This window comes from Neorhizobium sp. T25_27 (assembly GCF_002968565.1).
GTDB classification, from domain to species: Bacteria; Pseudomonadota; Alphaproteobacteria; order Rhizobiales; family Rhizobiaceae; genus Neorhizobium; species Neorhizobium tomejilense.
In genome coordinates this window covers 447460-471562 of the sequence record NZ_PVBJ01000001.1, presented here as the reverse complement: position 1 = coordinate 471562, position 24103 = coordinate 447460, and the positions used below count along the sequence as shown (strand labels likewise).

21 protein-coding genes and 1 riboswitch are annotated in these 24103 nt (G+C 63.9%); of the genes, 9 read left to right on the top strand and 12 right to left on the bottom strand.

Annotation, left to right across the window (positions count from 1 at the left end; translation table 11 throughout):
- Window positions 1-4 precede the first annotated feature (4 nt).
- The 8 genes from C5J24_RS02475 to C5J24_RS02440 are packed head-to-tail and all read left to right on the top strand — an operon-like array spanning window position 5 to window position 8405.
- Window positions 5-1039, top strand: a complete 1035-nt coding sequence (locus C5J24_RS02475; RefSeq protein ID WP_046603970.1) for an ABC transporter substrate-binding protein — start codon at window positions 5-7, stop codon at window positions 1037-1039.
- A gap of 26 nt (window positions 1040-1065) precedes the next feature.
- Window positions 1066-1860 carry an ABC transporter ATP-binding protein gene (locus C5J24_RS02470; RefSeq protein WP_245289948.1) on the top strand — a complete coding sequence of 265 codons (795 nt, stop codon included), beginning with the start codon at window positions 1066-1068 and terminating at the stop codon, window positions 1858-1860.
- Window positions 1857-2690 carry an ABC transporter permease gene (locus tag C5J24_RS02465; RefSeq protein WP_205836912.1) on the top strand — a complete coding sequence of 278 codons (834 nt, stop codon included), beginning with the start codon at window positions 1857-1859 and terminating at the stop codon, window positions 2688-2690. The genes C5J24_RS02470 and C5J24_RS02465 overlap by 4 nt, the downstream gene beginning before the upstream one ends.
- Window positions 2691-2745: 55 nt before the next feature.
- Window positions 2746-4104, top strand: coding sequence for an FAD-dependent oxidoreductase (locus C5J24_RS02460; RefSeq protein ID WP_046668581.1), 1359 nt, complete (start codon window positions 2746-2748; stop codon window positions 4102-4104).
- On the top strand, window positions 4101-5273 hold the full coding sequence (locus C5J24_RS02455) for a CaiB/BaiF CoA-transferase family protein (protein ID WP_105415316.1): 1173 nt from the start codon (window positions 4101-4103) through the stop codon (window positions 5271-5273). Before C5J24_RS02460 ends, C5J24_RS02455 begins: the two co-directional genes overlap by 4 nt.
- Window positions 5270-6046: an enoyl-CoA hydratase-related protein gene (locus tag C5J24_RS02450; RefSeq protein WP_105415314.1), complete on the top strand. Its 777-nt coding sequence runs from the start codon at window positions 5270-5272 to the stop codon at window positions 6044-6046. The genes C5J24_RS02455 and C5J24_RS02450 overlap by 4 nt, the downstream gene beginning before the upstream one ends.
- A gap of 35 nt (window positions 6047-6081) precedes the next feature.
- A complete protein-coding gene (locus tag C5J24_RS02445) occupies window positions 6082-7005 on the top strand; it encodes a LysR family transcriptional regulator (protein ID WP_038549375.1) in 924 nt (307 codons plus the stop codon).
- Complete coding sequence (locus tag C5J24_RS02440) at window positions 7002-8405, top strand: amidohydrolase family protein (protein WP_245446494.1); 1404 nt, start codon at window positions 7002-7004, stop codon at window positions 8403-8405. Before C5J24_RS02445 ends, C5J24_RS02440 begins: the two co-directional genes overlap by 4 nt.
- Here the strand turns inward: C5J24_RS02440 and fdxA are convergent.
- Entirely contained in the window at window positions 8402-8740 is a 339-nt protein-coding gene (fdxA, locus tag C5J24_RS02435; protein ID WP_105415313.1) for a ferredoxin, read from the bottom strand. The two genes, C5J24_RS02440 and fdxA, sit on opposite strands and share 4 nt — an antisense overlap.
- 192 nt (window positions 8741-8932) lie before the next feature.
- Between fdxA and C5J24_RS02430 the strand changes: the two genes are divergently transcribed.
- Window positions 8933-10735 carry an adenine deaminase gene (locus tag C5J24_RS02430; protein ID WP_105415311.1) on the top strand — a complete coding sequence of 601 codons (1803 nt, stop codon included), beginning with the start codon at window positions 8933-8935 and terminating at the stop codon, window positions 10733-10735.
- Window positions 10736-10747: 12 nt separating this feature from the next.
- Here C5J24_RS02430 and C5J24_RS02425 read toward each other — a convergent pair whose 3' ends face one another.
- From C5J24_RS02425 to C5J24_RS02375, 11 genes are all read right to left on the bottom strand, one after another.
- Window positions 10748-12145, bottom strand: coding sequence for a M20/M25/M40 family metallo-hydrolase (locus C5J24_RS02425; protein ID WP_105415309.1), 1398 nt, complete (start codon window positions 12143-12145; stop codon window positions 10748-10750).
- A gap of 85 nt (window positions 12146-12230) precedes the next feature.
- A complete protein-coding gene (gene nadC / locus C5J24_RS02420) occupies window positions 12231-13088 on the bottom strand; it encodes a carboxylating nicotinate-nucleotide diphosphorylase (protein WP_105415307.1) in 858 nt (285 codons plus the stop codon).
- Window position 13089: 1 nt separating this feature from the next.
- Window positions 13090-14631 carry an L-aspartate oxidase gene (locus tag C5J24_RS02415; RefSeq protein WP_105415305.1) on the bottom strand — a complete coding sequence of 514 codons (1542 nt, stop codon included), beginning with the start codon at window positions 14629-14631 and terminating at the stop codon, window positions 13090-13092.
- Window positions 14628-15599 carry a quinolinate synthase NadA gene (gene nadA, locus C5J24_RS02410; protein WP_046633178.1) on the bottom strand — a complete coding sequence of 324 codons (972 nt, stop codon included), beginning with the start codon at window positions 15597-15599 and terminating at the stop codon, window positions 14628-14630. Before nadA ends, C5J24_RS02415 begins: the two co-directional genes overlap by 4 nt.
- Window positions 15600-15667: 68 nt before the next feature.
- Entirely contained in the window at window positions 15668-16612 is a 945-nt protein-coding gene (locus tag C5J24_RS02405) for a hypothetical protein (RefSeq protein ID WP_371673571.1), read from the bottom strand.
- Between the two features lie 56 nt (window positions 16613-16668).
- Window positions 16669-17613 (bottom strand): ABC transporter substrate-binding protein, encoded by a 945-nt coding sequence (locus C5J24_RS02400; protein WP_172723823.1) that lies wholly within the window; start codon window positions 17611-17613, stop codon window positions 16669-16671.
- Window positions 17610-18392 carry an ABC transporter permease gene (locus C5J24_RS02395; protein ID WP_105415301.1) on the bottom strand — a complete coding sequence of 261 codons (783 nt, stop codon included), beginning with the start codon at window positions 18390-18392 and terminating at the stop codon, window positions 17610-17612. Before C5J24_RS02395 ends, C5J24_RS02400 begins: the two co-directional genes overlap by 4 nt.
- 135 nt (window positions 18393-18527) lie before the next feature.
- Window positions 18528-18631, bottom strand: a riboswitch (TPP riboswitch).
- Between the two features lie 67 nt (window positions 18632-18698).
- Window positions 18699-20387, bottom strand: coding sequence for an ABC transporter permease subunit (locus tag C5J24_RS02390; protein WP_105415299.1), 1689 nt, complete (start codon window positions 20385-20387; stop codon window positions 18699-18701).
- A complete protein-coding gene (locus tag C5J24_RS02385) occupies window positions 20384-21433 on the bottom strand; it encodes a PotD/PotF family extracellular solute-binding protein (RefSeq protein WP_105415297.1) in 1050 nt (349 codons plus the stop codon). Before C5J24_RS02385 ends, C5J24_RS02390 begins: the two co-directional genes overlap by 4 nt.
- A gap of 21 nt (window positions 21434-21454) precedes the next feature.
- The gene (locus tag C5J24_RS02380; RefSeq protein WP_105415295.1) at window positions 21455-22480 is read right to left on the bottom strand and encodes an ABC transporter ATP-binding protein; all 1026 of its coding nucleotides are present in this window, start codon (window positions 22478-22480) and stop codon (window positions 21455-21457) included.
- Window positions 22470-24101 carry a CocE/NonD family hydrolase gene (locus C5J24_RS02375; protein ID WP_105415293.1) on the bottom strand — a complete coding sequence of 544 codons (1632 nt, stop codon included), beginning with the start codon at window positions 24099-24101 and terminating at the stop codon, window positions 22470-22472. The genes C5J24_RS02380 and C5J24_RS02375 overlap by 11 nt, the downstream gene beginning before the upstream one ends.
- Between the last annotated feature and the right edge of the window lie 2 nt (window positions 24102-24103).

Below are 24103 nucleotides of genomic sequence, written 5' to 3'. Positions count from 1 at the left end.
CGCTATGTCTCATTTCACACTGAATCGCCGCCGCTTTATCTCCAATGCCGCGGCCTTGGGCGGCCTTGCCGCCACCTCCAGCTTCCTCGGCATCCGGGCCGGCAACGCCAAGGACGTGGCGAAAGTGCGCATGCAGCTCGGCTGGCTCGCCTCGAACGGCGTGCTCGGCGAAGTCGCCGCCATGAAGAAGGGTTTTTTCCAGGAACAGGGCATAGAGCTTGAGATCGTCCCCGGCGGACCGAGCGTCGATGGCGTCGCGGGCGTGGCATCGGGCCAGTCTGCAACCGGCCAGATTTCCTCCAGCCCATCGGTGATGCTGGCGCGTTCTGCAGGCCTGCCGGTCAAGGCCTTCCTGTCCGGCTACCAGAAGCATCCGTTCACCTATTTCTCGCTGAAGAACAAGGCGATCAAGACCCCGAAGGACATGATCGGCAAGACGATCGCCACCCAGCCGACCGCCTTCATCCTGCTGCGCGCGCTTCTCGCCCAGAACGGCATCGCCGAGGACCAGGTGAAGATGGTCAACATGGGTTCGGACATGAACCAGTTGATCACCGGCCAGGCCGATGCGGTCACCGGGTGGCTCACCAATGTCAACGCTCTCGATGTGCTCGGCGACAACCGCGTCGACATGATGCTCTGGGACAGCGGCCTGCAGCTTTATGCCAACGTCTACTACACGACCGACGACCAGATCGCCAAACATTCCGATGTTCTCGAACGTTTCACCCGCGCCGCCGCCAAGGGCTGGGGTTATGTTCGCAACAACCAGAAGGAAGCGGTCGAGATGCTCTGCGAGGCCTATCCCATCCTCGACAAGGCAAGCGAAATGAAGGCCGTGGTCCCGTGCGTCGACTTCTCCTTCGGCGCCACCACCAAGGCATCGGGCTGGGGTACCATGTCGCGTGAAAATTGGGCGGCGCAGATCAAGGCCTATGCCGATCTCAAGCAGTTCAAGGGCACCGTTCCGACGGTCGACGACGTCGCGAACTTCTCCATCCTCGAAGCCACCAGCGACATCCGCAAACAGGTGGGGTGATAGTCATGTTAGGAACGGCGAAGTTGATGCCGAACGTTCCCCAGACCGAACCGGCAGCCACGGCGGTTTCGATCCGAAACCTCTCCGTCCGGTTCGGCGACAGGAACAACGAATTCACGGCCCTTTCCGATGTTTCCGTGGACATACCGGAAGGTGCCTTCGTCACCATGCTTGGGCCCTCGGGCTGCGGAAAATCGACCCTGCTCAGATGTGTGGCGGATCTCGTCCACATCAGCGACGGTTCGATTTCCGTTTTCGGCCGCAGCCCTCAGGAAGCTCGTCAGAGCCGCGACTTCGCCTTCGTCTTCCAGGATGCGACGCTGCTTCCCTGGCGGAACGTAATCGACAATGTCCGCCTGCCGCTGGAAGTCGGAAAACACGCCCAAACCGGCGACCATGCGGACCCGCATGAGCTGCTGGCCATGGTTGGACTGAAGGGGCGCGAAAATTCACTCCCTCACGAGCTCTCGGGCGGCATGCGCCAGCGCGTGGCAATCGCTCGGGCGCTGATCACGCGGCCGCGCATCCTTCTGATGGACGAGCCATTTGGGGCACTCGACGAGATCACCCGCGACCGGCTGAACGAGGAACTGCTGCGCGTCTGGCAGGAAACGGGAACGACGATCCTGTTCGTTACCCATTCGATCCCGGAAGCAGCCTTCCTCGGCCAGAACGTGCTGATGCTTCAGGCCCATCCGGGCCGCGTCAAGGAGTTCATGAAGGTCGACCTGCCCTTCCCGCGTTCGCTTGCCGTGCGTGACACCGTCGAGTTCATCGGCGTCACCGCGCATCTGCGCCGCCTTCTGGAGGAATGCCTGTGAGCCACGTCGTTTCCTCCACCACCAAGACGGCCGCCGCCCCCGATCGCAAGATCGCGCTTCTCGATGCGACAGCCGGCGTGCTCGTCAAACATATGCCGGCGATCGCAGCCGCCGTCGGGCTCGTGGTCCTCTGGCAGTTCGTCGTCTGGTTCTTCAAGATACCGACCTTCATGGCCCCGAGCCCGGTCGACGTCGCCTATGCCTTCCGCGACAACGCCGGGATCCTCTGGACCAACATGCTGCCGACGATCCTCGAAGCCTTCCTCGGCTTCGTCTTCGGCAATCTCGTCGCCATCCTTCTGGCGATCTGGTTCGTCCACAGCGCGACGGCGGAAAAGGCCTTCTATCCGATCGCGGTGTTCATCAAGGCGATCCCGATCATTGCGCTCGCTCCGATCCTCGTGCTGATCTTTGGCAACGGGCTCGCGCCAAAAATCATCATCGCCGGGCTGATCTGCTTCTTTCCGACTTTGGTCAACATGGTCCAGGGCCTGAAATCCGCGAGCCCCGCCATGCTCGACCTGATGCGGGTGCTGTCTGCCAGCAACACGGAAATCCTCTGGAAGGTGCGGCTGCCGAGTTCGATGCCGTTCCTGTTTGCAGCACTGAAGATTGCCGCGACCAGCAGCGTCATGGGCGCCATCGTCGCCGAATGGATCGGCTCGAGCTTCGGCCTCGGCGCTCTGATTATCGAGGCGACCTACAATTTCCGCTCGCCCCTGCTCTACGCAACCGTCGTGATCGCCGCGGTGCTTGCCGTCGTCCTCTTCTTCATCGTTTCGGTGATCGAAGCCCGGATGATCCGCTGGAGGCCGGCCGGATCGCACTGAGCCCAACACACTGAGCCAACTGTCCTCGGGCCCAACTCTTTGGGAGTTTGAACCAATGCAACAGACAATTCTTCAGGCGGCGCGCAACGTCGCAGTGGTCGACCGTTCCGATGTGGTCGTCGTCGGCGGGGGGCCGGCGGGCATTTCCGCCGCCGTGTCCGCGGCCCGCAACGGCGCCAAGGTGACGCTTCTCGAACGTTACCCCTATGTCGGCGGGCTTGCCGCCGGTGGCATGGTGCTGGTGCTGGACGACATGATCAACAACCTCGAAATCACCGTCCAGGGCATCTGCATGGAGATGATCGAGCGCATGAAGAAGTGGGACCTCTGCGTCACGCCCACCGGCCGCGACCGCGAACTCGACATCCGCGAGACGCCGGACGCCTGGCGGCGCTGGGCGCGATGGGGCCTGTTCGATTTCCACACCCAGTCCATGCCGCACCCGATCTGCTTTTCCGCCGCTTTCGATCCGGACGGCTTCAAGCGCGCCTCCTACGACGTGCTGACCGAAGCCGGCGTGAAGCTCAGGACCCATAGCTGGTTCTCCTCCGCGATCATGGAAGGCAAGACCATCAAGGGCGTCATCTGCCAGACCAAGTCCGGCATGGAAGCGATCCTCGGCGATATCGTCATCGACACCACCGGCGACCTTGATGTCGCGGCCTCCGCCGGCGCCTCGCATGTGGAATCCAATTTCATCCTGACCACCGTCTCCCGCTGGGGCGGCGTCGATACGGATGCGGCCGAGCGCTTCGAATTCGAGGAGCCGGAAGCCTTCAAGAAGATCGACCATGAGGCAAAACGCCTGATCGGCGGTTGCTGGTCCTTCTGGTGGCTGAAGACCCCGCTGCCGGGCGTCGTCTGGCTCAACTGCCCGCATATGCCGAACCTTTCCGGTCTCAAGACCGAGGATCTGACTAAGGCAGAACTCGAAGGCCGCAACCGTATCGCCCGCCTGCTCGATTTCACCCGTGAAAAGATGCCGGGCTTCGAAAAGGCCTATGTGGTCGATTTCGCGCCCCAGACCGGTGTGCGCCAGACGCGACTTCTCGAAGGCGAATACGTGGTCACCAAGGACGATGTGATGAACCGTATCCACTTCTCCGACACCGTCTGCCGCGGCCGCGACTATTACACGCCCTACCGCTCGATGCTGCCGCGTGAAGTCGACCAGCTGATCGTCGCCGGACGTCACTACTCGGCGACACCGCAGGCGCAGAAGTCGAGCCGCGAAATCCCGCCCTGCATGGCGATGGGCGAGGCTGCGGGCGTTGCCGCCGTCGTGGCGCTCAACGCCGGAACCACCGTCCGGAAAGCCGATATTCGGGCTATCCAGAAACAGATGCGGGCCCAGGGTGCCGATCCCGGCGACGTGCCCTCCGACAATGCAACATTCCTGGAGGCTGCGGAATGAATTCTCTACCCCTCGATGGCGTCCGCGTGATCGATTTTACGCAGGTCATGCTCGGCCCCTGCTGCACCCAGACGCTCGCCGACTACGGTGCCGAAGTCATCAAGATCGAGAAGGCCAAGATCGGCGACCTGTCGCGCTGGTCGCTCGGCTCCGATCCGGACGGCCTCAACAATCCGGTCTTCTGCTCGCTCAACCGCAACAAGAAGAGCCTGGCGCTCGACCTGAAGCTCACCGAAGCCCGGGACGCGGTGCTGGCGCTGATCGCCGGCGCCGACGTGGTGGTCAACAACTTCCGCCCCGGCGTGATGGAACGCATGGGCTTCGGTTACGAGGACCTGAAGAAGATCAACAAGCGGCTGATCTACGCCGTCGGCACCGGCTTCGGCCTCACCGGCCCCTACCAGCACAAGGGGGGGCAGGATATTCTCGCCCAGGCGCTTTCCGGCGTCATGCGCCGCAAGTCCGACAGCGCCCATCCGACCTCGATCTACGCCACTCCGCTTGCCGACTATTCCGCCGGCATGCACCTCGTCCAGGGCATCCTGCTGGCGCTCCTGCATCGGGAAAAGACCGGCGAAGGCCAGCAGGTCGCCGTCAGCCTCTACAATTCCATGCTCGCCATGCAGATGCAGGAAGGTGCCGCGCACATGATGCGCGAGAAGGATTTGAACTGGGGCGCCTTCCCACTGACCGGTGTTTTCGACACGACCGACGGCGCGATCGTCATGGTCGGCGCCTTCAAGCAGAACCCGCTGCAGGACATCTGCAACGCGCTCGACATCGAGGACCTTTCGGCACAACCGCGCTACAAGGATTTCGATTCCCAGATGGCTCACCGGCCGGAACTGCAGGAAATCTTCCGCGCGAACTTTGCCAGGAACAGCAATGCCCATTGGCTGAAGCGCCTGGAGGAGGTCGATATCCTCTGCGCGCCGGTGCGCAACCTCGCCGAAGCGCTTCAGGATCCGCAGACGGTCATCAACAAGATGATCCTCGAAGCAGGTGAAACGGCCGCCGGTCCGATCCGCCTCATCGGGTCTCCCATCGACATGTCGGCAGCCCCGGTGTCGGTGCGCATCTCCCCGCCGCGTCTCGGCCAGCATAATGAGGAGATCCTCGCCTCCTTAGAGGCCCAGTCTTTGCAAGCGGCACGCGGAGACGCGGCATGACCGTCGGATTTTCCGTCGAGAACCGCGTCGCACGGGTCACGCTCGACCGCCCGGACCGCATGAACGCCGTCGATGCCGCGACCGAAAAGGAACTGGAGGCGATCTGGAGCGAGATCGAGGCCCGCGACGACATTTCCTGCGTGGTCCTGACCGGCAGCGGCCAAAAGGCCTTCTGCACCGGTGCCGACCTCAAGGGCGGCGCCACCAAGTCAGGCCTCGAATACTGGGCGGAAAGCCGCACCAACGGGTTCGGTGGCCTCGCCTTCCGCAAATCGCTGGACGTGCCGGTGATCGCCCGCGTCAACGGTTACGCGCTCGGCGGCGGCTTCGAGATGGTGCTCGGCTGCGACATCGTGATCGCCGCCGACACCGCGAAATTCGGCCTGCCGGAAGCCCGCGTCGGCCGCATGCCGCTCGACGGCGGCATGGTGCTCCTCCAGCGCAAAATCCCGCACAACCTTGCCATGGCCGTGATGCTGACCGGCCGGCAGTTCACCGCCGCCGAAATGCAGGGCTTCGGCATCGTCAACGAGACCGTGCCCTTTGACGCGCTGGATGCCGCCGTCGACAGATGGGTGAGCGACATCGTCGCCTGCGCCCCGCTGTCGCTGAAGGCGATCAAGCAGACGGTCAACCGCACCGGCCATCTCAGCCCCGCGGAAGCCCAAGGATTGCGCACCCCCGCGCTCATCCGTGCACTGCAGAGCGAAGACGCCGTCGAAGGTGTGACAGCCTTCCGCGAAAAGCGCGCTCCGGTTTGGCAGGGCCGGTAGGTATGCTATGAATTTCAGGATCTTGGGGGGTGAATATGCACGCCAGTATCCTGAAATATTTCGTCGAAGTCGCGCGCGCCGGCTCGATCCGTAAGGCGTCCGAAGAGCTGCATGTGGCGACCTCCGCCGTCAGCCGCCAAATCCGCAAACTTGAGGACGAGCTCGGCACGCCGCTGTTCGAACGGTTCTCCGACGGCCTGCGCCTCACCTCCGCCGGCAAGGTGGTGCTGAAGCACGCCAAGGAGACTATTCATCACTACGAGATCATGAAATCGGATCTCGGCGACCTACAGGGCAAGCGCACCGGCCGCGTCCACATCGCCTGCCTCGACAGTCTCGCGGTCCAGTTCATGCCGGAATTCGTGATGGGATTTCACCACAAGAACCCGGCCGTCGACTTCCGCATCCGCGCCGACAATTTTAACAACATCTTCCATTTCGTCGCCGATGGCGATTGCGATATCGGCATTACCTTCGACCTCGCCCGGCCGCACGACATCAAGCTGGTCCACGGCGTGCGCATGCCGCTGATGGTGATGGTCGCCAAACACCATCCGCTGGCCCGCCAGAAAAGCGCCACCCTGCAGGAATGCGCCCAGTTCAAGCTGCTGCTGCAGCTCGACAACGAGGTGATGAGTTCGATGATTGCGGTCGAACTCGCCTCGCTCGATCGCGTGGGCCGCACGCTTGTTGCCACCAACAACCAGATGATGCTGAAGCCGCTGATCCTGTCCGGCGAAGGTGTCGCCTTCTTCACTCCGCTCGGTCTCCTGAAGGAGCTGAAGGCCGGCGACGTGGTTGCCCTGCCGATCGCCGGCTCCCGCCTGCAGAACATGGAGGTCGGCATCGTCGCGCCCCACAACCGTCAGCTCACCCACGCCACGGAAGCCGTGATCGAGGCGCTCAGCGTCGATCTCGAAAAGTTCAGCAACCAGATCGCGGAGGTCATCAAGCGGTGACATCGAACGAAGACAAGCGCTTCCTGCAGCACCCCGGCCATCAAAAGGCCGTGCGCGGCGAGGCGATGCAGACCGCCCTTCCCATTCTGGCCTCCGCCATCCCGCTTGTCCCCGGCGATCTTCTCATGCCAATGCCGGTCAATGCCCATGACCATGGCTACGGCATCCGAACGCTGGATTTCGGCAGCCTCGACGATGCGCTGGAAACCTGGATTCCAACCATGCGACTGCGCCCTCGTACCGATGCCTATCTCGAAGCCCTCGTCGCCTTCGGCCGCCTCGCAAAGACGGGCGTCGCCGCGACCATCCATTGCCACAATTCTTTGAATGCGGCTCGCATGGTCGACGAGGCCCTGGAGGTGATCCGCGCCGCGGGGGACGTCGGTATCCGACTCGGCCTCTCCTGCCCGCTGCTCGACCACGACGCCTGGGCCTATGACGGCGGCCCTGAGCGCTTGAAGCCCTTCCTCAGCCCAGCGGACTGGGAGGCTCTTTCCCCGCTTGCGCCTCGATATACCCCGTTCCGCGATCAACTCGCCGCAGCCGATGCGGTGGCAGCCGAGAATACCAATCCGCTGGTCGATGTCCAATACGGTCCGATCGGCCCGCAATGGTGCTCGAATGCCCTGCTCGAAGCGATAGTCGAGGCGTCGGCCACCAATAACCGCCGCATCCACATGCATCTGCTCGAAAGCCCGCGGCAACGGGCATGGCTGGACCGTCGCTTCCCGCAGGGCATCGTCCGCTATCTCGACGACATCGGCTTCCTGTCGCCACGCCTTGCCGTCGCCCATGGCGTTCAGCTCCGGCCGGACGAATACGAATTGCTGGCCGAACGCGGCGTCCAGCTCGTCTCCAATCCCTCTGCCAACCTGCGCCTGCGTTCCGGCATCGCGCCGCTGGCGGAAGCCGTCAAACGCGGCCTGCGCTTCGGCATAGGTCTCGACGGCAGCGCCTTCGACGACGACCAGGATCTCTGGCGCGAAATGCGGCTTCTCTATTTCCTGCATGGCGGGCGAGAGCTCGAACGAAGCTTTGCGGCTACCGATATATTCGACGCGGCAATCAAAACCGGTGCGACCGTCGTCAACGCCCCGCTCGGAGAGGATTTTACGGTCGTCGACTACGAAGCCCTGATCGCCGACAGCGTCTTCGACGATCTCGACGAGGCAGAGGTGCTCCTCAACCGAATGTCAGCCGCGCATGCCAAGGCAGTCTATGTCGCCGGCCGGCCGATCATGCGGGACGGCAGGCTTGTGAACGTCAATTTCGATGCGGCCCGAAAGGAACTGCTGGCCCAGGCCAAGGCCGACCTGCCGCGCCTGACCATCGAGCGGGAAAGATGCGGCAAGCTGATTGCGGCCACCCGCGCCTATTACGGAAGCTGGACCAACGCTTAGTGAGCCGCCTCGCGCACAGCCGCCAATGTCACCACCGGGTGATCGATGTTCCGCGTCCGGCTTTTGTCCCAGCCGCCGGGTGATCCCAGCCCGGTGACCTCGGCTCCGAAATAATCCCGGTTGACCGGAATGAACGCCATCTGCGCCTCGGTCGCCTCCTCGTCGTAGGCGATGGCATCGACCGGACAGATGGAGAGACAGAGGCCGCAATTGATGCATTCGTCGGGATGGATATAGAACATCCGCCCGCCCTCGTAGATGCAGTCGACGGGACAGGCTGCGGTGCATGCACCGTCCTTCACGTCGATACAGGGTTCGGTGATGATATAGGCCATCGGATCGTTTGCCTCTCATTGCATCGGACCACTATCCCAAACCTTGGCGTTGCTGAAAAGCAGCATATTTCGCCGCGACGGTTCGAATTTCAGCAACGCTTCAATGCATTCCTCCCGATTGGCGCTTCCTTGCCATGCCGGCTTTCCCTACAATCTCACCTGCCCCTCCCAAGTCCTGCAAATGAGGTTTTCATGCCCGCCCTCACTCGCTTCTCCGTCCAGCCCCTGTCGACCATGACCCGCCGTCTCGCGGATGTCGCCTCCGCCCGCCGCGATCCCGATCTGGTCATCCAAGGTGCCCGCGTGCTGTCCACCTATTCGGAACGCATTCTCGACGGCCGCGAGATCTGGATCTCGGGCGGTCGCATCGCAGCAGTAAAACCGGCCGGCAGTTACCGGAACGGGTCGGCAAAGCTCTACGACGCCAAAGGCGGCATCATCGCCCCGGGCCTCGTCGATCCGCATATCCACATCGAATCCTCGATGGTGACCGCCTGCGCCTATGCCGAGGCAGCGCTTCTCAACGGCACCACGACGATCTTCTGCGACAGCCACGAGATCGGCAATGTCATGGACGTCGCGGGCGTCGAGGCAATGCTCGAAGACGCGCGCCTGGCACCACTATCGATCTTCCTGACCGTCCCGAGCACCGTGCCTGCGACGTCTCCGGAACTCGAAACCGCCGGCGGTGACCTGACACCGGCAAAAATCGCCGCACTGTTCGACAAATGGCCGGAGGCGGTGGCGCTCGGCGAAAAGATGGATTTCGTCCCCGTCGTTATGGGCGACGAGCGCAGCCATGCGATCCTCGCCGCAGCGCTCCAGCGCGGCCGGCCGGTCTCGGGCCATGTCTACGGCCGGGGATTCGTCGCCGCCTATGCCGCCTCCGGCGTCACCGATACCCACGAGGCGATCGACCGCGACATCGCCGACGACCTGCTCGAAGCCGGCGTCTGGCTCTTCCTGCGCGGCGGCCCGCCGACGACGCCGTGGCATTCGCTGCCGCATGCGATCAAGACGATCACCGAACTCGGCGCCTCCCACAAGCGCGTCGCTGTCTGCACCGACGATCGCGACGCCGAGGACCTTCTCGCCTTCGGGCTCGACTGGGTGACGCGCGAAGCGGTCAAGGCCGGCATGACGCCCGAACAGGCCTGGGCGATGGGCTCGCTGCACGGCGCGACCCGTTTCGGCATGGAAGGCGAGATCGGCGGGCTTGGCGGCGGACGAAGGGCGGACCTCGTGCTTCTGACCGACGACCTGAAACCGGTCAGCACCTGGTACGGCGGCGAACTGGTGGTCGACAACCGCAAGGTCACGCCAATCCTGGATGAAGCGCTTTCAAAACCCTATCGTTATCCGGAAGCCGCCTACAACACAGTCAAGCTGCCGAAGAACCTGAAACTGGCACCCGACCTTCCCGCCGACACGGTCATCGCCCATACGATCCGCACGGAGCTTCCGGGCATCACGCTCGGCCATGTGACTGTGACGCTCGAACCCGCCGATGATTGGCAGGCGCATTTCGACCGCCACGACCTCTGCTTCGTCACCGTCGTCGAACGGCACGGCAAATCGTCCGGCAATGTAGCGCACGGGTTGCTCAACGGTTTCGGCCTGAAAAAGGGCGCCGTCGCCTCTTCCGTCGGTCATGACAGCCACAACATCATCGTCGCCGGCACGAATGAATTCGACATGCAGTTGGCGCTGGATGCGATCGAGGAAAAACAGGGCGGCGTCTGCGTTGTCATGGACGGCAAGGTCACGGCGATGGTGCCGCTGCCGATCGCCGGCCTGCTCTCCGACAAACGCGTCCACGAGGTCGCCGACGAGGTGAAGGCCCTCAAGCTCGAATGGGAAAAGGCCGGCTGCACCATCGCCTATATGGGCTTCAACCTCATCCCGCTATCCGTCATCCCCGAGATCCGCATCACCGACAAGGGACTTGTCCTGGTGCCGGAAATGATGATCTCGCCGCTCTTCGAGAAAGCCTGACCGGCGGCAGGATCAGTCGGCGAGCTCGGCGAGGATGCGCACCCACGAGCGGATGCCCTTGTGGAAGCTCGACAGGTCGTATTTCTCGTTCGGGCTGTGAACGCGGTTGTCGAAGCGGGCGAAGCCGACGAGCAACGCGTCGCAGCCGAGCCGGCGCTTGAACTCGCCGATGATCGGGATCGAGCCGCCGGTTCCGGCAAGCGCGGCCTCGCATTCCCATTCGGTCGAAAGCGCTGCGAGCGTCTTCGTCAGGAACGGGCTTTCGATCGGCATGACGGTCGCCGGCGCCAGGCCAAAATCCTTGAACGTTACCGAGCAGTCGAGCGGAATGCGCGCCGCGACATGCGCCTTGAAGGCGTCGCGGATCTTTTCCGGAACTTGTCCGTCGACCAGCCGGAACGAGATCTTCGCCATCGCCTTGGCGGGGATCACGGTCTTGAAGCCCTCGCCCGTATAACCGCCGCTGATGCCATTAATCTCGCAGCTCGGCCGCGCCCAGACCTGTTCCAGGATGGACCGGCCCGCCTCGCCCGCCGGGATCGCGAGCCCGATATCGGCGAGAAAACCCTTCTCGTCGAACGGCAGCCGCTGCCACTGCGCCTCGATGGCTTCCGGCAGTTCCGTGACGCCATCGTAAAAGCCTTCGACCGCCACGCCGCCATCCGGCGTCCTGAGGCTCGCGACCACGTCCGCGAGAACCTGGAGCGCGTTGCGGGCGGCATTGCCGAACATGCCGGAATGCAGATCCCGGTCGGCGCAGGTAATCTCGACCTCGGTGCTGTAGAGCCCGCGCAGCATGGTGGTGACGGCCGGCGTCTCCCGGTCCCACATGTCGGTATCGCAGACATAGACCATGTCGGCCTTCAGCTCTTCCGCGGTCGCATCGAGGAACGGCGCAAGGCTCGGGCTGCCTGCCTCCTCCTCGCCCTCGAAAAGGATGCTGACCTGCACCGGCAGCTTGCCGGTCACCGCCTTCCAGGCGCGACAGGCTTCGACGAAGGTCATCATCTGCCCCTTGTCGTCTGAGGCACCGCGCGCGACGATCGCGGTATCGCCGTTCAGCAACGGCTCCAGCCGCGGCTCGAACGGATCGCTCGTCCAGAGCGCCAGCGGATCGACGGGCTGGACGTCGTAATGCCCGTAGAACAGCAGATGCGGCCCGGCCGCATCCTTCTCGTGGGCAACGACCATTGGATGGCCCGTGGTCGGCCGGACGGAGGCGTCGAAGCCGATCGATCCGAGATCGCGGCTCAGCCACTCGGCCGCCGCCTTGCACTGGTCGCGATAGCCGGGGTCGGTCGAGATGCTCGGAATACGGATCAGATCGAAGAGGCGCGCGAGGCTCTCGTCGATTTCGGCATCGACAAGAGCCAGCACGGCGTCAATCTGGTCTTCGGGTATTTTCGGCATCTTGCGCTCCTTGCCCGTTCGGTGTTCCGGATCAAGGATGTACCATTGTTTTCAACGGCACCGGAAGCCTCTGGCACCGCCCATCCTAACTTGCAGAGCGAAAATCGAGCCCGATATCCAGCGTCGGCGCGCTGTGCGTGATCCAGCCGACGGAGAGCAGGTCGACGCCCGATGCGGCCACGGCGGCGGCCGTCGCCGGCGTGATCCCGCCTGACGCTTCGGTGATCGCCCGGCCGGCGACGATGTCGACCGCCTCGCGAAGCTGCTCCGGCGTCATGTTGTCGAGCAGCACCGCATCGACACCAACCTGCATGGCTTCGTGAAGCTGGTCGAGCGTGTCGACCTCCACCTCGATCTTCACCATATGGCCGACGCCCGCCTTGGCGCGGCGGATGGATTCGGCGATCCCGCCGGCAATCGCCACGTGATTGTCCTTGATCAGCACCGCATCATGGAGAGCAAAGCGATGGTTCATGCCGCCGCCGGCGCGTACCGCGTATTTCTCCAGCGCCCGAAGCCCCGGTGTCGTCTTGCGGGTGCAGACGACCGAAGCCTTGGTGCCTTCGATCGCCGCGACGATGCCGGCCGTGACGCTGGCGATGCCGGAAAGATGGCCGAGGAAATTGAGTGCCGTTCGCTCGCCGGTCAGAAGCCCGCGGGACGGGCCTTCGATCGTGGCGATCACATCGCCGGGCTTCACCGCCCCGCCATCTTCGACGTGGCGCGTCATGACGATCTTCGGATCGACGAGCTGGAAGGCGAGCTCGGCCGCATCCAGCCCAGCGATGACCCCGGCTTTACGAGCTGCCATGACAACGGTCGAGCGATGGCCGGCGGGGATGACCGCCGTCGACGTGACGTCGCCGGCAAGGCCGAGGTCTTCCAGAAGTGCGGCGCGCACCGGCGGTTCGACGAGAAGTCGCGGAAGGGCGGCAAGGATCATGTCAGGCACTCCGGGCAAGGGTATGGGAAGCGGTCGCGCGGGCGATCTCCAGCGCATCGGCAAGACGCATCTGCCGCCGCTCCGCATAGCCAAGCTTCAGCGGGAAATCGGTGCGCGCATGCGCCCCGCGGGATTCTTTTCGGAGCGACGCGAAGACGGCGATCAGCAGCGCGACGATCGCCGGATCGGCGGCCGGTCCTTCGCTTTCGACGAGCGGCAGCAGGCTCGCGATAGCGCCATGAATGGCACCGGCATTCCGGAGGACGCCGAGATGCCGCGACACGATCGGCCGCACGGTGGAGATATCCGCCGGCACCGGCAGCTCGACATCGGTGACCTGATGAAGCGTTCCGGAGGACGTTGCCGAGAGGTCCCGCGCGGCCCGCATGCCCATCACAGCCGCTTCCAGAAGCGAGTTGCTCGCCAGCCGGTTGGCGCCGTGGAGACCGGTCGAAGCCGCCTCGCCGACCACCCAGAGGCCGGGCAATGAGCTGCGGCCATTCGCGTCCGTCGCTACCCCGCCCATGTGGTAATGAACGGCGGGACGAACCGGGATGAGGTCGGAATTGGGATCGACACTCGCCTCCCGGCAGAGCGCGTCGATCGCCGGAAACCGCCTGGAGAACCCTCTTCCAAGCGCCGGCCGGGCATCGAGGAAGACACGTCCGCCCCGGGCAATCTCGGCGCTGATGGCGCGGGCCACGATATCCCGCGGTGCAAGTTCGGCCCCCGGTTCGCGGGCGAGAAACCGCTCGCCCTTTTCGTTGACCAGCACCGCACCCTCGCCGCGCACGGCCTCGCTGACCAGCGCCAGCGGCCGGCGCTGGGAATCGAGCGCCGTCGGGTGGAACTGCACGAATTCCATATCCGCAAGCAGCGCGCCCGCCCGTGCCGCAAGCATTACACCCTGGCCGAAATTGCCGGTCGGATTGGTGGTCGCGTCATAAAGCCCACCGAGACCGCCGGTCGCCAGAACCACCCGCGCGGTCGGCAAGATAACCGCGCCGGCGGCCGCCGCGCAGAGCAGGCCGGACACTGCGTCGCCATTCGTCAAAAGCCGACGAACCTCGACACCATCAAGCACCGTGATCGACGGTGTTGCGGAGACAGCCTCGACCAGAGCCCGGACGATCGCCGCACCCGATCCGTCGCCCGCCGCATGCACGATACGGCGGCGCGAATGGGCAGCCTCCAGGCCGAGCGAAAGCGAACCGTCAGCAGCCCGGTCGAAACGCACGCCAAATTTTTCCAGGATGGCGATAGCGTTCGGAGCTTCCTTCAAGATTGAAGCGGCGACTGCCGGATCACAAAGTCCGTCGCCGGCGGCGAGCGTATCCGCCAGATGCAGGTCCGCGCTGTCGTCAGTGCCGAGGCTCGCTGCAATGCCGCCCTGCGCCCAGGCGCTCGACGTTTCCGCACCCAAGGCGGCGCGGGTGATCAGCACGACGGGCTGAGGCGCCAAGGTTAGCGCCGTCACCAGCCCCGCCAGACCGCTGCCGACGATCGCGATGCGGCCGGCGAGATGGTCGAGGATTTCGGTCATATGGCGAGCATCCTCTCGACCGCGCGGCGGGCCGCAACCGCGATCGATGGATCGACAGTCACCTCGTGCCGGTTTTCCTCCAGCGCCTTGCGGATGTTGGCGAGCGTGATGCGCTTCATGTGCGGGCAGAGGTTGCAGGGCCGCACGAATTCCACATCCGGATGATGCACGGCGACATTGTCGCTCATCGAGCACTCGGTCAGAAGCACGACACGGGCCGGCTTCTTTTGGCCGACATAATCCGACATGACGGCCGTCGAGCCCGCAAAGTCGGCCTCGGCCACCACTTCCGGCGGGCATTCCGGATGCGCCAGCACCACCACGCCGGGGTGCGCCTCGCGCAGATCGCGGACATCCTGCGCATTAAACAGCTCGTGCACTTCGCAATGGCCATGCCAGGCGATGATTTCGACATCCGTTTCCCGCGCCACGTTCTGCGCCAGGTATTCGTCCGGGATCATCAGCACTTTCGGAACGCCGAGCGATTCCACCACCTGCTTTGCGTTGCCGGAGGTGCAGCAGATATCGGATGCCGCCTTCACCGCCGCTGAGGTGTTCACATAGGTGATGATCGGCACACCCGGATGCGCCTGCCGCAGCAGTGCGATGTCTTCCGGCGTGATCGAATCCGCCAGCGAACAGCCCGCTTCCATGTCCGGGATCAGCACGGTCTTTCCGGGGTTCAAGAGCTTTGCCGTTTCGGCCATGAAGTGGACGCCGGCAAGCACGATGACATCCGCATCCACCTCGATCGCCTTGCGGGCGAGCGCTAAACTGTCACCGACGATATCCGCGACGCCATGGAAGATTTCCGGCGTCTGGTAATTGTGGGCGAGGATGACGGCGTTGCGGGTGCGCTTCAACTCAAGGATCGCTGCGACATCCGCCTCGTAGCTCATCCACTCGGCCTTGGGGATGACACGGCTGACGCGATCGTAAAGCTGGGAAACCGAAAGCGGAGAATTCATCAGCAGCTCCTTTTATACTCGAAGTGAGTATATCCGGCGCAGAGACATATTCTCGATTCGAGTTTATGTCAATTACGTGAAAGCGGAAGTTTCGAACCGGATAGCGCCCGCTCTTCGAGGACCGCATGACGGTAGCGGAAGAGCTTGGCGGGGCGGCCGCCGGTTTCGCTGGTCGCCTCCCCGGTTTCCTCGATCAGCTCCTGCTGGTCGATCAGCCGGCGGAAATTCGGCTTGTGCAGCGTCAAGCCAGCCAGCGCCTCGACAGTGCGCTGCAATTGCGACAGCGTAAAACTCTCCGGCATCAGTTCGAAGACCACCGGGCGGTATTTGATCTTGGCGCGCAGCCGCGCGATCCCGGTCGCCAGGATACGGCGGTGATCGGCAAACATCGAGCGACCGAAACTTTTGGCCGGCGGACAACCTGCCTCGGTCACCAGTCCGGCCTCGTACATCAACTCGTAACGCTGCAGGCCGAGATCCTCGTTCCATGCGGCGCCGTCGAGGCCGAAGGCAAAATCGACGCGGCGCCGGCGGTGTTCGCGCCTGGCAGTTTCCGCCGCAACCCAATCCTGCAGGCGGCCGGTGATGGCGGCCAGGATTTCCGGCCTCCCCCCGCGATGATCTTCCCAGGGGAAATATTCGTACCAGCCGTGCCAGCCGGGTTTTCCGGCACCGGGTGCGGCCTGCTCGCGGACCAGGCCGAGATAGCTGATCGAGATCGTCCGCCCCTCGGCATCCTCATGGGTCCGGTCGCGATCGGCGAAGGTATAGAGCTGTTCGAGATAACCGAGCGGATGGCCGGTCTGGTCCCCCACCCATTCGCGAAGCCCGGCCTGCAGGCTCCTGTGCCCAAGCTCGAAGGGCCCGGATGGCAGCGCATCGCCGGAGCGAACCGTCATCACGCGCGGCTCGTCGCCGGTGACGGCGGACAGAACCGCGATCAGTTCCGCATGGGCAAGTCCGATGGTCAAGCAAACTCCGAGGGTACGTAACGTGCGATGCCTATCTGGCATGGAAATCACGTTACGCGAACCCCGGCGTTCAAATCAAACAATATCAGCAGCTTGGCCTACTTGATTTCGACTGCGAGGTCCCCGATCGGCGGCACGGTCTTGATCAGTCCCATTTCCTGCATGAAGGTGGCGAAGCGCTGGTAGCGGCCTTGGTCGAGTGCGGCCGGACGCTTGGCAAAGCGCGGCAGCGTGTCGAAGAACGCGGTGCGGTTCAGTTCGTCGTCGAGGTTGGGATAGGCCTTGACGAAAAGCTGCCAGGCTTCCTGCGGATGGTTGGTGATGAAGATCGAGGCCTGTTCGACGGCGTGCAGGAAACGCGGCAGCCGGTTGTCGGCGGCAGAATCGCGGCGGGTGACGAAGATCAGCTCGTCATAGGTCGGAACACCGTGCTCCTCGGGGAAAAACGCGCGCCCCGCATGGCCTTCCAGCTTCATCTGGGTCAGCTCGAAATTGCGGAAACCGCCGAGCGTCGCATCCACCTTGCCGCCGATCAGCGACGGTGAGAGCGAAAAATTGACGTTGATCAGTTCCACGTCAGCGTTCGAAAGCCCTTCGGAGGCTAGCATGCGCTTCAGCATCGCATCCTCGAAACCGGTGACGGAAAAGCCGACCTTCTTGCCCTTCAGATCCTTGAGGCTCTTGATCGGACCGTCCGCCAGCACAGTGACGGTGTTCAAGGGCGTCTCGACCAGCGTGCCGAAACGCACGAGCGGCAGGCCTGCCTCATGGTCGAGATAGAGATTGGGCTGGTAGTGGATGCCGATATCCGCCTGGCCGGCCGAAACCAGCCGCGGCACTGCGGAGGCGTCTGACGGCGGGATGAGCTCGACATCGAGCTTGGCATCGGCAAACAGCCCGCGCTGCTGGGCGATGACCATCGGCGCATGGTCCGGATTGACGAACCATTCGAGCAGCACGCTGAGCTTGTCGGCGGCCTGCGCAGAAATCGGGGTGGCAAGGCTGGCCAGCGCGATGAAGGACGCGGTGAGGATACGGATCATGATCGGACGGAACTCCCTGATGCGGATGAAGATGAAGGGTCAGCTTCGCTGGCCCACGGGGCGAGTCCGGCGGTCAGCCGGTCGATGAGAAGCCTTAGAATGAGGGTAAGGATTGCCAGTATGGTCATCGCCGCGAACACGGTGTCGGTCTGCATGCGGGCATTGGCCTGGACCATCACGAAGCCGAGCCCGCCGGACGCCCCGACCCACTCCCCGACCACGGCCCCGAGTGGCGCCAGCGGTGCCGCGACCCTGAGGCCCGAGACGAGGCTCGGGATCGCCAGCGGCACACGCATCGACACCAGCGTCTGCCAGTGACCTGCCCCCTCCAGCGAAACGGCGTCGAGGATTTCCTGATCGGTGCGGCGAAGACCGTCGGCAAAGGCCGACGCGACCGGAAAGAAGATGATGATCGTCGTCATCGCCACTTTCGAGGCGAGGCCGAAACCGAGCCACAAAACCAGGATCGGCGCCAGGACGAAGACGGGAAAGGACTGTAGAATCAGTACCATCGGCCAGACGAGACGGCCAAGCCGCGGCAACGCGGCGACCCCGAATGCCGTGGCGATGCCGAGGCCTGCGCCGATCGCGAGGCCCAGCGCGATTTCCGTCAGCGTGACGAGGCCGTTCTGCAGCAGGAAACCCGGCTGCCGCCCGAAGGCGGAAGCGACGGCAATCGGAGACGGCAGGATGTAGCGGGGCGGAGCAAACAGCCAGACGCCCGCTTGCCAGAGGGCGACAAGCAGGACGAGGCCGATGACCGCATGGGACGCACGCATGATGCTACGCGCCGAACCTGCACGCCAGGACCGGATATCCTTGCGGAACCACGGGAAGAATGGATATCATCGGTCGATCTCCAGATCAGTCAATTACGGAGATCCAGGTGAAGCGGAGAAGAGAAAGTATCGTCGAATGACGCCTATTTCCGTTCCTACGCCGGCATGACCCGGATCAGGTTCAAGGGTCCGGCTCACCGCCATCTCAGCATCGTCAAGATGCCCCCCTCGGAAGAACACGATAACTGTCGGTTTTCGCTATGTCTGTCAAGCGGACCGGACGGTCCGCCCGCTATCGTTTCCAACTCACCGTGCGTAGAGTCGGTCTAGGCGAACCACCCTGCCCAGCAGGGCCAGCGCGATGACGGTGAAGAGGATCAGGACGGCCGAGATGGCATGCGCGGTCGGCTCCAGGCTGAAGGTCGATTCCGCGTAGATGCGGACCGGCAGCGTCGTCAGCCGGGCGGTGGTGAGGAAGCTCGTCACCGTCACCTCGCCGAAGCTCAGCAGGAAGCCGACGATGCCGGCCGCAAACAGCCCCGGCGCCAGGCCCGGCATGATGATCAGAAAAAACCGCCGCACCGGGCTTGCCCCGAGGCTCGCCGCCGCCTCCTCCTGCGCCCGGTCGAGCCCCATCACCGAGGTGGTCAGAAGCGTGATCGCAAACGGCAGGATGACGATCACATGGATCGCCACGAGGCCGAGGAAGGGCGGAATGATCAGGTAGATCTGCAAGAGCCGCAGCATTCCGACCCCGATCGCCACGTGGGGCAGCGACATCGGCAGCAGCCAGAAAGCCAGGAGCGCGGAGCGACCCTTGAACGGATAACGGGCGAGCGCGAAGGCCGCCGGCAGCGAAAGCGAAAGCGCCACCAGCATCGAGGTGACGGCAAGCTGCACCGACACCCAGAAGGCATCCGCATACGTTCCGGCGAAAAACACCGCCTCGTACCATTTCAGCGTGAAGCCGCGGAAGCCGGAGGCGGTCGCCTGCGGCACGTCGTTGAAACTCTGGATGCAGACCAGCACCAGCGGCAGCAGCAGGAGCAGCAGCGAGATGGCGAGCAGCAGTTTCGAGACGATCGGCCCGAGGATGTTGATGATCGGCACCAGCCAGCGCGGTATGCTCCAGGGATTGCTGGGCTTGCCCTTCAGCCACGGCATCAGGCGGTTGAGCGAATAGGCGCAGAGCGCCGCAAACGCGAGACCGGTGACGGTCATGATGATCGCAAGCGCCGCGGCAAGCGGCGCATTGAGGTTCTTGATCGCTTCCTGCAGCACCAGCATGCCGGTGGTCCAGACCTTCTTTCCGCCGAGCAGGGAGGCGGAAACGTAAGCCGTGGTCGCCATCAGGAAAACGATCACAGTGCCGGAGCGCAGGCCGGGCAGCGAAAGCGGCAGGTCGACGGTGAGGAACCGGACCGCCGGAGAGGCGCCGAGGCTCTGGGCCGCTTCATGCACCCGCGGCGAAGTGCCCTGCAGGTTGTCGTAGAGCGCCAGCACCATGAACGGCAAAAAGACCTGCGCCAGCGCCACCGCGACAGCACCATGGGTGAACAGCATGTATCTGGCCGGCGGAATGCCGATCAGCCCGGTGACCGAATTGATCAGCCCTTCGGGTGCCAGCAGGAGGATGATGCCGAGCGAGCGCACCACGACATTGGTCAGCAGCGGAATGAGGATGACCGCAAACGCGGCTGCGCGGTATTTTACCGGCATGCGCGCCAGCCAGTGAGCGAGCGGATAACCGAGAAGCGCGGTGATGACGGTCACGCCGAGGCCGAGCAGGATGGTTTCGGAGACGACGCCGAAATAGAAGCCGTCCGAGACGATATCCCGGAACTGCGCGATCGACGGCGTTATGAACAGCGGGCCGAAAGGATCGGGATACTCGTGCAGGGAGAGCACGAGTACCACGAACATCGGCGCCGCGAAGGACAGAAGCAGCCAAAGGGTGACCGGCGCTGCAAGCGCCGGCCCGATCCAACGGTTCATCCCGCGATCTCCCGATCGTATTTCGCCTGCCATTTGGCGCGGCTGGCATTGATCACGTCCCAATCGAAATCGACGAGCTTTGCGACATCGGCATCGCCGAGCACGAGCTTCGACTTGATGTCGTCCGGGACCGTAATGTTGCTGACGGTCGGTGAATAGTAGATCTGGCGCGCATAGGCGAGCATGCAGGGTTCGGAGAGGTGCAGGTTGATCCATTCCTCGGCGAGCTTCTGGTTCTTCGTGCCTTCGGTGATGCAGGCAACGTTCATCGAAAGCGCCTGCCCCTCGACCGGCTTGGCGATCGCTATATTGGGATTGCGCGTTTCGACATAAGACTGGGTGAAGCTGCCGAACTCGACCGAAAGATCGGCGAGTTTCTGGTCGAACATTTCGAAGAGCTGGGCCTGGCTGCCCTGGATCGCTGCGAACGGCTTCAGTTCCTTGACCTTTTCGAAGCCGATGTCGGCGTTCTTCTCGTCTCCGCCCCAGACGCGGGCGGCCATCATCAGCGCGGAAATGCCTTCGGCACCCAGACCATCCGGCCAGGCGATGCGGCCCTTCCATTCCGGGTTCCACATGTCCTTCCAGGAGGTGATCGGCTTCGACGCCTTGGTCTTGTCGTAGACGATCGTGCAGGGGTTGAAGGCGACGCCGTAACCGCCCTTTCGCGCACTCGGATAGAGCGCCTCGAAGTTCTTGACGGCCGGCGTCGGCGCCTGGGTCACGCCGTCCTTCACGGCCTGGCGGCTTTCGAAGATGTTCAGGTAGAGGACGTCGAAGCTCGGGCGACCGCGCTCGGCATAGGCGCGGGCACGGCGGTCGCCGGTGCCGCCAAGAACGTAGCTGACCTTGCAGCCGTATTTCTCGACGAGCGGCTTCTCGACATGTTCCCTGACGATCTTTTCCTGCGCGCCGCCCCAGATGCCGACGACCAGTTCGTCGCCCTTCTTGGGCTCCTGGGCGGAGGCGGAACGGATGATGTGGAACGGTGCGGCGAGACCGGCACCGGCGATGAGCTTGTTGAATGTACGACGCGAGACGTTCATGTCTTGGTTCCCCTTTTTCGGTCAGATGAATGTGGCGCCACCCGGCTGGGTCTGGATGCTGCACGGTGTCCCGAGGGGCGGAGGCGGCATATCCGAAGGCACGATCAGGCGGATCATGCCGCATGCGGATTGGATATCGGCTTCGTAGGTGTCGCCGAGGAAGGCTGCATTGACGAGCGTGCCGGCGACATTGAGCGGCCCCGGCCCGTCCGAGAGCCTGAGCCGCGACGCACGCAGAACGAGGCGGGTAGCGCCGGAAGGTGCGCCCTCGCAGGTGAGCCCCAGCGCCGTGAACAGGCCGTTCTCGGTCCTCCCCTCGATCACCGTGCGGGCGCCGAGGAAGGAGGCGGTGAACGGCGAATGCGGCCGGTCGCAGAGCCCGACCGGCGTGCCGATTTCGGCGAGCAACCCCTTGTTCATCACCGCGACGCGATCCGACATGGCGAGCGCTTCCTGCTGGTCGTGGGTGACGAACACCGTGGTGATGCCGAGCCGCTGCTGCAGCGTGCGGATTTCGGTGCGCATGTCGGCGCGCAGATGGGCATCGAGATTGGAAAGCGGCTCGTCAAGGAGCAACACGTCCGGCTCGATCACCAGCGCGCGGGCAAGCGCTACGCGCTGCTGCTGGCCGCCGGAAAGCTGGCCAGGATACCGGTCGTAATAGGCGCCGAGCCCGACCGTATCGAGGGCGGCAGCGGCCCGGGCGCGGCATTCCGCCTTGCCGACATGGCGCATGCGCAGGCCGAATCCGACATTGTCGAGCGCCGTCAGGTGCGGGAACAGCGCGTAGGACTGGAAGACGACGCCGATGTTGCGGGTATGGACGGGCCGCTTGCTGATGTCCTCGCCGTTGAGGATGACGCGCCCTTCCGACGGCTGCACGAAACCGGCGATCATCCGGAGCGTCGTTGTCTTGCCGCAGCCGGAGGGCCCGAGCAGCGACAGGAGCTCGCCCTTGGCGACCTCGATCGTGAGGCCGCTGACAGCGACGGAATCGCCGTAGGTGGCCGTGATGTTGTCGAGCGTCAGGTAGTGCTTATGCGACATGGTCGAGAGCCTCGGGCATGATCAGGCGGGAACGCGTCGTCCCGCCATGGCAGATGGAAATGGCGATCGGTCGCCGCGCCATTTCGGGCACGGACGCGAAAGGCCCGTCGCCGGGATGAACTTCGAAGACCGGCGCGCCGGCGCCCTGCAGCGAAAGCCGTAACGCGAAACCTTCCAGGACGGTGATGCAGATCGGGCGAAGGCTGATGCGTGCCAAAACACGCCGGCCGCTGTTGAGGCGAGCATAAGCGGTACTGAGCACCCTCGCCTCCCCAGATGGAGCAACGAGCGACAATGTCGCGCAGAGATCGAAACCTTCGGACTGCGTCTCGACCTCGATCTCGGCACAGGCTTCGCCGATATAGGACCTCGCCGCATCGAAGGGCGCGCTTGTGTAGACGGCAACGTCGGCGCGGTTGTCGTGGCCGCTGCGGTCGGCAAAACCGGCCGGCGTCCCGAGATGACCGCCGACAAGCGCTGTCGGGCGCGTGGGATCGTGGACGAATGTATCGCGGGCCTCAGCACCGCTCCCCCTCGACAGCCTGCCATCGCTGACCATGGCCGCGCCAAGGCCTGAGGATGAGAGGAAAAATTCGGCTTCGGAGCTGACGGGACGATCTGCGAAATCGCCCCAACGGCGCCGCCCCATGTCGAAGAGCCTAACCGGCTGCGGTCGTTCGCCAAGCCCCTTGAGATAGAAATCGAAGAAGGCCAGTTGGGCGCGATCGACCGAGAATTCCGCCTCCTGCCCCATGTCGGTGGCACCGCATGACCGGTTCCACGGCGCATGCGCCCAAGGGCCGATCACCAGATGTGAACTCTCCGGATGTTTCCGCCGAAAGGCTGCATCGGCGGCCCAGGTTCCCTGAAGCAGGAAATCGGCCCAGCCCCCTGTATGAAGAACCGGTATGTCCAGCGGATCGTCAGCCAGCAGCACGCCGGGCGAGACCGCGTCCCAATAGTCACTCTCGTCCGCCATCCATTTGGCGAGATGCGATATGTCGGACCGGGAGGCGAGCAGGTCACGAAGGGTCGCATCGTCTGCCGCTCCGGCGAGGGCAGAAAAGGTTGCGGCATCCTCCCGCCGCGCCGCGGTCAGCCGCGCCATCTGCGCCGCCCAACCGGCATTGAGCCCGAGCCGGAAGGCATTGCCCTCATAGGCCCAGTCATCGCGTGGCATCCAGGAGCCCATGGCAGGCGCAATGGCATCCGGCCGAACGCTCCCCTTGCCGGCAATGGCAAAATATTGTGTCACCGCCTGGTAACTGAAGCCGTAGAGGCCGAGCTTGCCGTTGCTTCCAGGCAATGCGGCCGCCCATTCCAGCGTACGTGCGCCATCGCCCGTTTCGGCGACGAAGGCCTCGAAGATACCACTGGATTCGCCGCAGCCCCGCACATCCTGGATGACGACGATGTAGCCATGCGAGGCGTACCAGGAGGGATGCGCGAGCACCAATGTCGAGGCGATGGCACGTCCATAAGGCTGGCGCATCAGCAGCACCGGGAACCTGCCCTCCCCTTGAGGACAATAGATATCCGACACCAGCACGACGCCGTCATCGAGCAGAAGCTCGCCCCTTTCGGGGCCTGCAACGCCGTATGGTGCGCGTGGGGTCGTCAAGC